This window comes from Actinomadura chibensis NBRC 106107 (assembly GCF_001552135.1).
In the GTDB taxonomy this organism is placed as follows: Bacteria; Actinomycetota; Actinomycetes; order Streptosporangiales; family Streptosporangiaceae; genus Spirillospora; species Spirillospora chibensis.
The window spans coordinates 84,216-97,846 of the sequence record NZ_BCQP01000044.1; the positions used below are offsets into that span (position 1 = coordinate 84,216).

Sequence of the window (13,631 nt, forward strand, 5' to 3'; positions counted from 1 at the left end):
CTTGACGTGGGCATTACCTACCTTATCTACTGTTCAAGCCAATCCGACCTGCTTAGTAGGGAAAATGACCATGCTTCGTGGACTTCGCGGGCGGTTCGCCGCCGTGTCACTGACCGTCCTGGTCGCGGCGGGGACGCTCGGCGCCTGTGGAGGCGACGACGACGGAAAGTCCGCCGCGGACGCTCCCCTCCGCCTCGGCTACTTCCCGAATATCACGCACGCGACCGCGCTCGTCGGAGTGGAAAAGGGAATCTTCGCCAAACACCTCGGCACCGCGCCGAAGACGGCGACGTTCAACGCGGGCCCGGCCGCCGTCGAGGCCCTCTTCTCCGGGGCGATCGACGCGACGTTCGTCGGGCCGAACCCGTCCATCAACGCCTGGTCGAAGTCGCACGGCAAGGCGGTCCACATCATCTCCGGCGCGGCCTCGGGCGGCGTCTCGCTCGTCGTCAAGCCCGGGATCAAGGGCCCGAAGGACCTGCGCGGCAAGAAGATCGCGACGCCGCAGCTCGGCAACACCCAGGACGTCGCCGTCCGCTACTGGCTCAAGCAGAACGGGCTGACCGCGAACAAGGACGGCAGCGGCGACGTCAAGATCGTCCCGCAGGAGAACGCGCAGACGCTCCAGACGTACGCGCAGGGCGAGATCGACGGCGCCTGGGTGCCGGAGCCGTACGCGTCCCGGCTGATCCTGGAGAACAAGGCCGTGAAGCTCGTCGACGAGAAGAGCCTCTGGCCCAACGGCAAGTTCGTGATCACCAACCTGATCGTCAGCCAGTCGTATGAGAAGAAGCACCCGGACCAGGTGAAGAAGCTGATCCAGGGCGTGGTCGAGGCGACCGACTACATCAACCAGAACAAGGCCGACGCGGAGAAGGTCTCGAACGACGCGCTGGCGAAGCTGAGCGGCAAGCCGCTGAAGCAGAACGTCCTCGACGCCGCCTTCAAGGAGATCGACTTCACCACGGACCCGGTCGCCTCCTCGCTGGTCACCGGGGCGCAGCACGCCGAGGAGATCGGCCTGCTCGAAAAGACCGACCTCGCCGGCATCTACAACCTGAAGACCCTCAACGACGTGCTCAAGGCGAGCGGGAAGGCACAGGTCAGCGACAAATGACCGCGGACGTTCAGGTGAGCGCCGAGCCGGCCGTACGGCTCAGCGAGGTATCGAAGGCGTTCGGGACCGGGCGGTCCGCGCTCCTCGCGCTGGACCGGGTCTCCCTGGACGTCGCGCCCGGCGAGTTCGTCTGCCTGGTCGGAGCGTCCGGCTGCGGGAAGAGCACCCTGCTCAACCTCGTGGCCGGACTGGACCGGCCGAGCGCCGGAACGATCCAGCAGAACGGCGCCGGGGGTAAGGACGGCAAGGGCGGCAGGGACGGGAAGGGCGGGCCCGGCTCCAGGGTCGCGCTGATGTTCCAGGAGCCCGCCCTGTTCCCGTGGCTGACCGTGACGGGCAACCTCGAACTCGCCCTGAAGATGCGCGGCGTCCCCCGCGCCGAGCGGCGGGACCGGGCCGGGGCGCTGCTCGACACGGTGCACCTGCGCGGCTTCGCGAAGAAGCGCCCGCACCAGTTGTCCGGCGGGATGCGGCAGCGCATCGCGCTCGCCCGCGCCCTCGCGCTGACCGAGCAGGAGCACGCGGCGTCCGCGGTCGACGCGGCGGAGGCGGCGGCGCGCAGCACCGTCCTGCTGATGGACGAGCCGTTCGGCGCGCTCGACGCCATGACCCGCGACCTGCTGCACGACGAGATCGAGCGGATCTGGCGGGAGCGCCGCCTGACCGTGCTGTTCGTCACGCACAACGTGCGGGAGGCGGTGCGGCTCGGCGACCGGGTCGTGCTGCTCAGCAGCCGTCCCGGCCGGGTCGTGGAGGAGTTCCCCGTCCCGCTGGAGCGGCCGCGCCGCATCGACGCCCCCGAGGTCGCCGCGCTCGCGGCGACCATCACCGACAGGCTGCGCGAGGAGGTAGGCCGCCATGGCGCATGACACGACGACCCGCGACCAGCGGCGCGACGACGTCGCCGACGAGACCGACGACGTCCCCGAGACCGACGTCGCCGACGAGACCGGCGAGGCCGCCGCCGGGACGGCCGCGGGACGGCTCGACCGGGAGATCGCGGGCCTCGACGCCCTGGAGCTCGGCGGCGGCATCCGCGTCCAGTTCCTCCAGCGGACGTGGTCGGCGGTCTGGCCGATGCTCACGGCCGTCCTGATCGCGGTCGCCGCCTGGCAGGCGGTGGTGTGGAGCGGGTGGAAGGACCCGTGGGTCCTGCCGGGCCCGCGCGACACGTTCCCGGTGTTCTGGGACCAGATCACCTCGTCCCGGTTCTGGGACTCGGTCGCGCTCACCATGCAGCGCGCCGTCATCGGGTTCGCGTTCGCCGTCGTCGTCGGCGTGGCGATCGGCGCGCTGGTGTCGCAGTTCCGGGTGCTGCGCCGCGCGTTCGGGTCGCTGATCACCGGGCTGCAGACGATGCCGTCGATCGCGTGGTTCCCGCTCGCGATCCTGCTGTTCAAGCTGAGCGAGAGCGCGATCCTGTTCGTCGTGATCCTCGGCGCGGCGCCGTCCATCGCGAACGGGCTGATCGCGGGCGTCGACTACACGCCGCCGATCCTGCTCCGCGCGGGCAAGGTGATGGGGCTGCGCGGCATCGGGCTGTACCGGCACCTGATCATGCCCGCGTCGCTGCCGTCGTTCGTCGCGGGCCTGAAGCAGGGCTGGGCGTTCGCGTGGCGCAGCCTGATGGCGGGCGAGCTGCTCGTCGTCATCGGCGACACGACCTCGCTCGGCGTGCTGCTGTCGCAGGCCAGGGAGCTGAACAACACCGCCGACATGATCTCCTACATGCTGGTGATCCTCGTCATCGGCATCGTGATCGACCGGCTGTTCGGCCTGGCGGACGCCTCCATCCGGCGCCGCTGGGGCGTGGACGAGAACTGACGATCTCTTACCCGGCGAACGCGGTCGAGTTTGCCCTGGTCCGGTAAGTAACCTCGGGTACTGGCAGGAACGCACCCGGGAGGTCGCCATCCGAGTCAGGCCGCTCGGTCCGGAGATCCGGGCGCGGGTGACGCTGACATCGACGCTGGTCGCGTTCGTCCTGTCCACGGCGATGTCCGGGCTGGTGCTGGCGGGCAGCAGGCAGCAGACGATCGTCGACACCACCCGGACCGTCGCGCGGGACGGCGGCCGGGTGGTCGCCGAGATCAACGCCGGGACGCTGCGCCCGGAGATCCGCGGCACCGGCCACGAGCTGCTCCAGGTGGTGGACGCGCGGGGCCGGGTCGTCGCGGCGTCCGCGCGGATGCGCGGCCGCCCGCCGGTCCGGTTCCCGCCGCCCGCCGCGCCGGAGGGCCGCCGGGACGGCCGCAGCTGCGACGTCGACGCCCCCGGCGACGGCTGCTTCATCATCGTCGAGTACAGCGTCGGGACGGGGCCGTCCACCCTGTACGTCTTCGCGCTGGCGCCCGCGCCCGGCCTCGTGCCGCAGCCGAAGCTGTTCCTGCTGCTGCTGATCGGCGTCCTGACCGCCACCACCGTCGTCGGCTACGGGACGTGGCGGTCGGTGGGCCGCACCCTGCGCCCGGTGGACGAGATCCGCCGCGAGCTGGATGAGATCACCGCCACCGACCTCGCCCGCCGGGTGCCCGAGCCGTCCCGTCGGGACGAGGTCGGCAAGCTCGCGACCAGCGTCAACGCGACCCTCGACCGGCTGGAGCAGGCGGTGGCGCGGCAGCGCGCGTTCGTCGTGGACGTCTCGCACGAGCTGCGCAGCCCGCTCACCGCCGTCCGGATGGAGCTGGAGCTCGCGCTGTCCAGCCCGCAGGACGCCGACGTCACCGAGACGCTCCGGGCCGTCCTGATCAACACCGACCGGCTGGCCGCGGTGGTGGACGACCTGCTCGCCCTGTCCCGGCTGGAGGCCGACCGGAACTTCCGCCGCGAGCCGGTGGACCTCACCGCGCTGACCGACGAGGAGGTGCTGCGCCGCCCCCGCCGCACCCAGGTGACGGTGCTGTCGGAGGGCCCGGTGACGGTGCACGGCGGACGCGGCGAGCTGGCGCGGCTGCTCACCAACCTGATCGACAACGCCGACCGGCACGCGGCGGCCGAGGTGACGGTGATCTTGCGCACCGAGCCGCCGGGCACCGCCGTCGTCGAGATCGTCGACGACGGCGTCGGCATCGCGCCGGAGGACCGCGAGCGGGTGTTCGAGCGGTTCGCGCGGCTCGCCGAGGGACGGCACCGCGACGCGGGCGGCACCGGCCTCGGGCTCGCGATCGCCCGCGACATCGCCGTCGCGCACCAGGGGACGCTGGTCCTCACCGACCGCGCGGACGGCCGGCCGGGGGCCCGGTTCGTGCTGCGGCTGCCGCGCTGACCCGCCGCCCCTTCGCCCGGCCCGGTCAGGTCAGGCCGAGCGCCGTGCGGAGCCGGTCGCGCTCGTACTCCAGCAGCTCGATCTGCCCGGCGATCTCCTCGCGGGCGGTGAGGTTCTGCGCGGAGTCGATGTTGTCCCCGGCGTCCTCGCGCGGCGGGACGAGGTCCGCGCGGAGCCGGTCGAGGGACTGCTCGATCTCGCGGAGGCGGTCGCGCCGGTCGTCGTCGTCCTCGGTCATGCTTCCTCCCTGCATCACGGGGGTCAGATGCGGATCACGGTCTTGCCGCGGGCGCCGCCCGCCCGGTTGTCGGCGAGCGCGGCGGCGGCGTCCTCAAGAGGCACCTCGCGCTCGACCCGGACGCGCAGCTCGCTCGCGTCGATGAGGTCGGACAGCCGGTCGAGCAGCGCCGCCGACGGCCGTCCCTGGAAGTTGATGCCCCGCACCTCGCGGGCGGCCATGGCGTCCGGGTTGACCGACCAGGTGGTGCTGATGAACGTCCCGCCGGGGCGCAGGAGCTGGGCGAGGTTCTCGGCGCCCGCGGTGTCGGCGGCGGTGTCCATGATGACGTCGATCCCGTCGCTGTGGACGGCGAGCACCTGCCGGTTGAGGTCGCCCTTGGTGTGGTCGACGGTCTCGGCCGCGCCGAGCCGCCGGATCGTCCCCGCCATGTCGGCGCGGGCGGTCGCGATGACCTTCGCGCCGGTGCGGGCGGCGAGCTGCACAAGGCTCTGCCCGACGCCGCCGGTCGCGCCGACGACGAGGACGGTCTGCCCCTCGTCCACGCGGGCGTCCTCGACCATGCACAGCGCGGTCATGCTCGCGGTCGGCACCGCCGCGGCCTGCGTGTAGATCATGCCCTCGGGCATCCGGGCGACCGGGCCGTCGTCGCGGGCGAGCGCGTACTCGCAGTAGCTGCCGAGGCCGCGGGCCACCGAGCCGAACGACCCGTAGACCTGCTCGCCGGGCCGCAGCCGGGTCACGCCCTCCCCGGCCTCCTCCACGACGCCCGCGCCGTCCTGGCCGAGGATCAGCGGGAACGTCGCGTCGACGGAGTCCTTCAGCATCCCGTCCGCGATCTTCCAGTCGACCGGGTTCAGCCCGGCCGCGATCATCCGGACCAGGATCTCCCCCGGCCCGGGCTCCGGGCGCGGCAGCTGCATGGGCGCCGGCGTGGCGCCGTACTCGGACACGGCGATGGCTCGCATGACGAATCGTCCCCCCGAACGGAATCACTGCGCTGGTGATCTACCCGCCGACGGGACGATCACACGGCAGGGTCACCCGGCACGGTCGCGCCGCCGGACCGGCCGGTCAGGCGGGCGCCTGCTGCGCCGGGTCGCCCGGCGGCGGGAACGTCGGCGGGAACGTGGGCGGAACCGGCTGCCCGTCGCCGCCCGGGCCCGGCCCCTTGCTGACGCGCAGCTCGACGCTCTCCTCCGGCTCGACCGAGCCCGGGGAGGGCGACATCTCGGCGACCGTCCCCTTCGGGTACTCGCGGGACGCCACCGGCCGCTCGACGCGCACCTTGAACCCGGCCTCGCGCAGCTTCGCGACCGCCTCGCGAAGCTTCATGCCGCGCACGTCGGGCAGCTTCACCTTGTCCTCGCCGGACCCCTTGCTGAAGTAGTCCGAGGGCGGACGGTGGAAGGAGCCCGCGTCCGTCCCGGACAGCGCGCCGAGCATGCTCTGCTGCCAGATCGGCGCGGGGATCGTCGCCCCGAACACCGAGCCGTAGCAGCGGCCGTCCATGCACAGGCCGTCCATCGGGTACCGGTAGCCGCCGCGCGGGTCGCCGACCCACACCGCGGAGGCGAGGTCCGGGGTGTAGCCCGCGAACCAGGCGGCGGAGAAGTCGTCGACGGTGCCGGTCTTGCCCGCGGCGTCGCGGCCGATGCCCATGCCCTGCGCCGTGCCCTTGGTGAGGACGCCGCTCAGCACGTAGTTCACGGCGTCGGCGACGCCCCGGTCCACGGCCTGGCGGCACTTGCGCGGCGGGACCCTCAGCTTGCGGCCGGACGCGTCCCGCACCTCCCGGATCGCGACCGGCTCGCAGTAGCGGCCGCGCGCGCCGAACGCCGCGTACGCCGCCGCGAGCCGCACCGGGGACACGGGGTTGAACCCGAGCGTGAACGACGGGTACTGCTCCAGCGGCTTGCCGCTCGCCTGCCGCATCCCGAGCTTCTCGGCCATCCTCACCGTCTCGCAGAGGCCGACCTCCTTCTCCAGCGCGAGGAAGAAGGTGTTCACGGAGTGGTGGGTGCCGGTGACGAGGCTGAACCGCTTGCCGCCCTCGCCGTCCGCCGAGTTGCGCAGCGGCTTGGACGGGTCGCCGACCCGCTGGCCCTTGCAGTTGCGGTAGCCGACGGCGGTGAACTCGCGGGGCGCCATCAGCCGCGTCCCGAACGGCATGCCCTGGTCGAGCGCGGCGGCGAGGGTGAACACCTTGAACGTGGACCCGGCCTGCATGCCGATGCTGGAGCCGTGGCTCGCGTCCGCGGCGAAGTTGATCCAGGTCTTGCCGCGCTCCTTGTCCGGGCCGAGCGCGCGGTCGACGACCATGGCCTTGATCTCGCCGGTGCCCGGCTGGACCATCGCCTCCGCGGCGGCCTTGTGCGCCGAGTTCTTCGGCGGGACGTGCTCGTCCACGGCGCGCTGCGCGGCCCGCTGCGCCACCGGGTCCATCGTGGTGCGGATCGTGAGCCCGCCCCGCTTGAGCAGCTTCTCCCGCGCGGCGGGCGTCGCCCCGAACACCGGGTTCGTCTGGATCTCCCGCTGGACGTAGTCGCAGAAGAACGGCGCCGAGCTGGTCACGCAGCCGCTCTTGACGTCGTCCACCTTCAGCCGGATCGGGAGCCGCGCGGTCGCGTCCGCCGCCGCGTGGTCGATCCAGCCGAGCTCCGCCATCCGGTGCAGGACGACGTTGCGCCGCTCGCGGGCCGCGCCCGGATGCCGCGTCGGGTCGTAGGCGTAGGGGTAGCGGATGACGCCCGCGAGCAGCGCCGCCTCGGACAGGTTCAGCTCGGAGGCGTGCTTGGAGAAGTAGTGCCTGGACGCCGCCTCGATGCCGTACGCGCCGTCGCCGTAGTAGGCGATGTTGAGGTAGCGGCGCAGGATCTCGTCCTTGGTGTACCGCTTCTCGATCGCGACCGCGTACCGCAGTTCGCGGATCTTGCGCGCGGCGGAGATCTCCTTGGCCGCCGCCCGCTCGGCCGCCGTGTCGGCCTGGGTCAGCAGCAGGTTCTTCACGTACTGCTGGGTGATGCCGGACCCGCCCTGCGTCACCTGGCCGCTGCCGAGGTTGCTCGCGAGCGCCCGCAGCGTGCCCTGCGCGTCGATGGCGCCGTGGTTGTAGAAGCGGCTGTCCTCGATGGCCAGCACGGCGATCCGGAGAACGGGCGCGATCTGCGACATCGGGACGTCGACGCGGTTCTGGTAGAAGAACGTCGCGATCGTCCGGCCGTCGGCGGCGAGGATCCGGGAGCGCTGCGGGACGCCGGAGGTCGTGAGCCCGTCCGGCTCGGTGCGGAACCAGTCGGAGGCGTCGCGGGCGCCGACCCCGGCCGCGCACGCGGTGGGCAGCACCAGCAGCGCGACGAGGAGCCCGGCGAGACCGCCTAACGCGCCGAGGCCGCGCAGCGCGCGGGCCTTCTCGGCGCGGGACGTCGACGGGGTCAGCCACCGCCGGGACCGCCGCCCGCGCCGCCCGCCGCGGCCCGTGTCACGGCGTGCCGACACGAGAGTCCTGACTACGTCAGGATCTCCGGTATCACCCTCAGCCTCAGCCGGCACGCGATCAGAGTAGACGGGTGTCCCCGGCCGGACTACCCCATCCGCGATGTTCGGGGCGAAACCCGACGATTCACTCCGGTCCCCGGTTTCGTTCCCACTCTCGGACACGGTCCCGGAATACCCGCGATACCGTGCGCAACTCCGACTCCGCGTCCACCCCGCGCGCCGCCGCGTCCCGGACGAGCGCGAACAGCCGCACGCCCACCTCGTTCCGGACGTCCGGAGAGTCGGTTTCCTTCCCGTCCGGAAGGGCGTCGAGGAGGTCGTCGGCGAGGTCGTCGGCGAGGTCGTCGGGGGCGCCGAGGCGGGCGGCGCGCCGCTGGAGCTGCGCGGCGAGCGACAGCGCGGGCTGGCCCATCGGGACGCCGTCCAGCGCCGAGGCGTCCGCGCCGCTCTTCTCCGCCCGCTCCGCCGCCTTGATCTGCTCCCAGTTCGCGTTGACCTCGTCGGCGCCGGAGACGGTCACGTCCCCGAACACGTGCGGGTGCCGGCGGACGAGCTTGTCGACGATGGCGGCCGCCACGTCGTCGATGGTGAACGCGGTCTCGTCCGCGCGCTCGGCGGCCACCACCGAGTGGAAGGCGACCTGCATCAGCACGTCGCCGAGCTCCTCGCGCAGCGCGCCGTAGTCGCCGGACTCGATCGTGTCGAGGACCTCGTAGGACTCCTCCAGCAGGTACGGGACGAGCGTCGCGTGCGTCTGCTTGCGGTCCCACGGGCATTCGCGGCGCAGCGTGTCCATCACCGAGACGAGGTCGAGCAGCCGCGCGCCCGGCAGGTCGTAGGAGCCGTGCAGCACCTCGACGTCCAGGGGGTCGTCGACGACGAGCGTCCCGACCTCGCGCATCAGCGCCTCGTCGCCCTCGGGCGCGGCCACCCACAGCACGTCGCCCTCGCGGGCGTCCGCGACCAGGCGGGCGGCGTCCGGCTCGGGCACCTCCTCGGCGGCGACCCCGGCGTCGCGCAGGGACGGCAGCAGCGGATGCCCCGGCCGCGTCCGGACCGCGGACGCGGAGCGCAGCGCGTCCCACGCGCGCCAGGTCAGCAGGCCGGGCGCCACCCGGTGCGTGGTCGCGAGGAGTGTCAGGCCCATGCGCCTCAGATACCCGAATCGGGGGTGGACAGCCGGTACTGCACCGGGCCGATCGCGAACTCGCCCGGGTCGTAGCCGCCGTAGCGCGGGCTGACCTCGATGTCCATGCCGTCGGCGGTGCTGCGGAACAGCTCGTTCCAGCGCTGCCCCGCCTGCTGCGTCTGCGGGGTCGGCAGGTTGCCCGGGCTCGCGCCGAACCGCTGCATCACCGCGAACTGCGTGGCGACCAGCCGCGCGAGGTCGCGGGTGTAGGCGCGGGGCAGGCCGCTCGCCAGCGTGACCGACTCGGCCCCGCCCTTGTTGTTCAGGCCCTCGACGGCGGCGTCCACCTCGCCGCCGGTGACGGTCACGCCCGCCTTGTCCGCGACCTTCCGGGCGACCCGGAAGTTGATCAGCAGGGTGAGCGCGCCGCGCAGGTCGGAGTCGGACTCGCCGCCGAGCTGCGCGCCCGGGTTCGCCGAGTTGGACCGCAGGTCGTTGGCCGCCGGGTCGGCGCGGAACTCCCGCCGCCAGTCGCGGACGGTCTGGTCGAGCTTCGTGACGGTGATGCGGTCGCCGCCGACGAGCGCCGCGGTGCCCGCCTTCTGGGTGCTGCCGCAGCCGGCCAGCGCGCCGGCCGCCAGCACGGCGGCCGCGGCGGCCGTGACGGCCCTCGCGGACACGGACCTACCAGGCACGGTTTCCTCGTCTCGTCGTGGTCATGGGGAGCGTTGATCGCCGGGATCGGCGCCAGACTACCGGGTGCCGGAGGCGGGCGGACCGTCCAGGAACAGCGCCTCCACCAGGTCCGTCGCCCAGGCGAGAAGCTCCTGGTCGCGCAGCGGGCGACCGCCGATCTGCGCCGTCTTCGGCGCGGGCACGAGCAGCGTGTCGGTCGACGGCTTCAGGATGCTCTTCGGGTACAGCCGCTGGAGCCTGACCTGCTTGGAGTCGGGCAGCCGCGCGGGCGTGAACTTGATGAAGTTGCCCTGGACGGTGACGTCGGCGAGCCCCGCCCGCCGCGCCTTCGTCCGGAACCGGGCGACCTCCAGGAGGTTCAGCACCGGGACGGGCAGCGGCCCGAACCGGTCCTTCAGCTCGTCGTGGACGGCGCCGATCTCGTCCTCGGACGTGATCGCGGCGATGCGCCGGTAGGCGTCCAGCCGGAGCCGCTCGCCCGGCACGTACTCGTGCGGCAGGTGCGCGTCGACCGGCAGCTCGACCTTGGTCTCGACGGCCTCCGGCTCCCGGCCGCCCTCCTTCAGGTCGCGGACGGCCTCCCCGACCATCCGCACGTACAGGTCGAACCCGACGCCCGCCACGTGCCCGGACTGCTCCGCGCCGAGGATGTTGCCCGCGCCGCGGATCTCCAGGTCCTTCATGGCGACGTACATCCCCGCGCCGACCTCGGTGTGCTGCGCGAGCGTCGCGAGCCGCTCGTGCGCGGTCTCGGTCAGCGGCTGCTCCGGCTGGTAGAGGAAGTAGGCGTAGGCGCGTTCGCGGCCGCGCCCGACGCGGCCGCGCAACTGGTGGAGCTGCGACAGCCCGTACATGTCGGCGCGGTCGACGATCAGGGTGTTGGCGTTCGGCACGTCGAGCCCGGACTCCACGATCGTCGTCGCGACGAGGACGTCGTAGTTCTTCTCCCAGAAGTCGACCATGACCTTTTCGAGCTCGTGCTCGTTCATCTGGCCGTGCGCGATCCCGACCCGCGCCTCCGGGACGAGGTTCGCGAGGTTCGCCGCCACCTTGTTGATCGACCGGACCCGGTTGTGCACGAAGAACACCTGGCCCTCGCGCAGCAGCTCGCGGCGGATCGCGGCGGCGATCTGCTTCTCCTCGTACGGCCCGACGAACGTCAGGACGGGGTGCCGCTCCTCCGGCGGCGTCAGGATCGTGGACATCTCGCGGATGCCGGTGAGGCCCATCTCCAGCGTCCGCGGGATCGGCGTCGCGGACATGGCGAGCACGTCCACCTGCGTGCGGAGCCGCTTCAGCTCCTCCTTGTGCTCGACGCCGAACCGCTGCTCCTCGTCGATGATCACCAGGCCGAGGTTCTTGAACCGCGTCTGCGACGACAGGATCCGGTGCGTGCCGACGACCACGTCGACGGTGCCGTTCGCGAGCCCGTTCAGCGTCTCCTCGATCTCCTTGTCGGACTGGAACCGGGAGATCGGCTTCACCACCACCGGGAACGCCGCGAACCGCTCGGAGAACGTCGACAGGTGCTGCTGCACGAGCAGCGTCGTCGGGACGAGCACCGCGACCTGGCGGCCGTCCTGGACGGCCTTGAACGCCGCCCGCACCGCGATCTCGGTCTTGCCGTAGCCGACGTCGCCGCAGATCAGCCGGTCCATCGGGACGGGCTTCTCCATGTCGCCCTTCACCTCGTCGATCGCCGCGAGCTGGTCGGGCGTCTCGACGTAGGGGAACGCGTCCTCAAGCTCGCGCTGCCACGGGGTGTCGGGCGCGAACGGGTGGCCGGGGCTCGCCATCCGCGCCGAGTACAGCCGGATCAGCTCCCCGGCGATCTGCTTGACCGCCTTGCGGGCGCGGGACTTCGCCTTCTGCCAGTCGGCGCCGCCGAGCCGGTGCAGGCTCGGCGCCTCCCCGCCGACGTAGCGGGTCAGCTCTTCGAGCTGGTCGGTCGGGACGAACAGCCGGTCGCTCTTGGCGTACTCCAGGATCAGGTACTCGCGGGTGGCGCCCTGGACCGTCCGGCTGACCATCTCGACGTACCGGCCGACGCCGTGCTGCTCGTGGACGACGTAGTCGCCCGGCTTGAGCTGCAGCGGGTCGATGCCGCCGCGCCGCCGGGACGGCATGCGCCGCGCGTCCCTGGTGGACGACTTCTGCCCCGACAGGTCCGTCTCGGTCAGCACGGCGAGCTTGACCGACTCCCAGGTGAACCCGTTGTCGAGCAGCCCGGTCGTCACGGTGACGAGCGCCGGGTCGGGCGGCCCGGCGAGGTCGGCGAGCCGCGCGCCGAGGCCCTCCTCCCCGACGAGTTGGACGAACCGCTCCGCGGGCCCGTGCCCGGCGGTGACCATCACCACGCGCCAGCCCGCGTCCGTCCAGCCCTTGAGGTCGGCGACGACCCGCGAGGTGTCGCCCCGGTACGCCTCCGCGGGCTGGACGCCGAGGTTGAGCGCGTCGCCCTCGGGGTTAAGGGCTGTCACGCTCCAGCGCGGCAGGCCCAGCTCGGTGCTGTGCGCGCGGACGTCGTCGAGCGAGCGGAACGCGGCGGCGCCGAGGTCGATCGGCGCCTCTCCCCCGGCGGCGGCGTTGACCCAGCTCGCCTCCAGGAACTCCTGGCTGGTCCGGACGAGCTCGGCGGACCGGGTGCGGATCCGCTCCGGCTCGCACACGAGCAGCGCGGAGCCGTCCGGGAGCAGGTCGGTGAGCAGCTCCATCCCGTCGGCGAGGACGGGCGAGAACGCCTCCATGCCCTCGACGGTGTCGCCGTCGGCGATCCGGCCGAGGATGTCCGCCAGCGCCGGGTGCTCCTCGGCGAGCCGCTTCGCGCGCTCGCGGACCGTCTCCGTCAGCGGCAGCTCGCGGCACGGCGGCGCCCACAGCCCGCCCCGCGCGACTTCGAGCGAGCGCTGGTCGGCGGCCTTGAAGTAGCGGATCTCCTCGACGGTGTCGCCCCAGAACTCCACCCGGAGCGGGTGCTCCTCGGTGGGCGGGAACACGTCCAGGATGCCGCCGCGCACCGCGATCTCGCCGCGCTTCTCCACGAGGTCGACGCGGTGGTACCCGGCCTCGACGAGGCGGCGGACGGCGTCGTCCATGTCCGCGTCGTCGCCCGTCCCGAGGCGCACCGGCTCCAGGCCGGCGAGGCCGGACACGATCGGCTGGAGCACCGCGCGGATCGGCGTGACGACCACGTCCAGCGCGCCGCCCTTGCCCGTTTCCGCCTCCTCGGCGGCGTCCTCCATGGCCGGCGGGCCGCCCGCGTCCGGGTGGACGAGCCTGCGCAGCACCGCGAGCCGCTGCCCGACGGTGTCCGAGCGCGGCGACAGCTTCTCGTGCGGCAGCGTCTCCCACGCCGGGAAGTGCGCCACCCGGCCCGGGTCGAGCAGGCTGGTCAGCGCGGCGGTGAGGTCCTCGGCCTCGCGGCCGGTCGCGGTCACCGCGAGGACCACGCCCGTCCCGCCGTCCCGCTCGTCCAGGGCGCGGCTCAGCGCGGCGGCGAGGATCGGCCACAGCGCGGCGGGCGCGACCACCTCCTGGTCGGCCCGCGCCGCGCGCAGGGCGCGTTCCAAGCCGGGGTCGGTGCGTGCAAGGTCAACAAGTCCAGAAAGCGTCATCTTCGCCCGTTCGCCCGCGAATCAGCGATGCACCCCGTGCCAGGGCAGCCCGAAAACCCGGAATCCCAGCGGAC

At 72.7% G+C, this 13,631-nt stretch carries 10 protein-coding genes; 4 read left to right on the forward strand and 6 right to left on the reverse strand.

Features of this window, described 5'->3' with window-relative positions:
• The first annotated feature begins 70 nt into the window (after positions 1–70).
• From ACH01S_RS25590 to ACH01S_RS25605, 4 genes are all read left to right on the forward strand, one after another.
• Positions 71–1,117 (forward strand): ABC transporter substrate-binding protein, encoded by a 1,047-nt coding sequence (locus ACH01S_RS25590; RefSeq protein ID WP_067896494.1) that lies wholly within the window; start codon positions 71–73, stop codon positions 1,115–1,117.
• Entirely contained in the window at positions 1,114–1,986 is an 873-nt protein-coding gene (locus ACH01S_RS25595; protein ID WP_067896497.1) for an ABC transporter ATP-binding protein, read from the forward strand. Before ACH01S_RS25590 ends, ACH01S_RS25595 begins: the two co-directional genes overlap by 4 nt.
• Positions 1,976–2,941, forward strand: coding sequence for an ABC transporter permease (locus ACH01S_RS25600; RefSeq protein ID WP_083981126.1), 966 nt, complete (start codon positions 1,976–1,978; stop codon positions 2,939–2,941). Before ACH01S_RS25595 ends, ACH01S_RS25600 begins: the two co-directional genes overlap by 11 nt.
• 127 nt (positions 2,942–3,068) lie before the next feature.
• On the forward strand, positions 3,069–4,382 hold the full coding sequence (locus tag ACH01S_RS25605) for a sensor histidine kinase (RefSeq protein WP_246236619.1): 1,314 nt from the start codon (positions 3,069–3,071) through the stop codon (positions 4,380–4,382).
• 25 nt (positions 4,383–4,407) lie between these two features.
• Here the strand turns inward: ACH01S_RS25605 and ACH01S_RS25610 are convergent, their stop codons facing one another.
• From ACH01S_RS25610 to mfd, 6 genes are all read right to left on the reverse strand, one after another.
• Complete coding sequence (locus ACH01S_RS25610; RefSeq protein WP_067896504.1) at positions 4,408–4,620, reverse strand: hypothetical protein; 213 nt, start codon at positions 4,618–4,620, stop codon at positions 4,408–4,410.
• Positions 4,621–4,643: 23 nt separating this feature from the next.
• Positions 4,644–5,588 (reverse strand): NADP-dependent oxidoreductase, encoded by a 945-nt coding sequence (locus ACH01S_RS25615; protein WP_067896507.1) that lies wholly within the window; start codon positions 5,586–5,588, stop codon positions 4,644–4,646.
• A 106-nt stretch (positions 5,589–5,694) separates the two neighbouring features.
• On the reverse strand, positions 5,695–8,118 hold the full coding sequence (locus tag ACH01S_RS25620) for a penicillin-binding protein (protein ID WP_157406309.1): 2,424 nt from the start codon (positions 8,116–8,118) through the stop codon (positions 5,695–5,697).
• A 124-nt stretch (positions 8,119–8,242) separates the two neighbouring features.
• A complete protein-coding gene (locus ACH01S_RS25625; RefSeq protein WP_067896510.1) occupies positions 8,243–9,265 on the reverse strand; it encodes a nucleoside triphosphate pyrophosphohydrolase in 1,023 nt (340 codons plus the stop codon).
• A 5-nt stretch (positions 9,266–9,270) separates the two neighbouring features.
• Positions 9,271–9,942: a SurA N-terminal domain-containing protein gene (locus ACH01S_RS25630; RefSeq protein ID WP_148344310.1), complete on the reverse strand. Its 672-nt coding sequence runs from the start codon at positions 9,940–9,942 to the stop codon at positions 9,271–9,273.
• 57 nt (positions 9,943–9,999) lie between these two features.
• On the reverse strand, positions 10,000–13,557 hold the full coding sequence (mfd, locus tag ACH01S_RS25635; RefSeq protein ID WP_067896516.1) for a transcription-repair coupling factor: 3,558 nt from the start codon (positions 13,555–13,557) through the stop codon (positions 10,000–10,002).
• Positions 13,558–13,631: the final 74 nt, after the last annotated feature.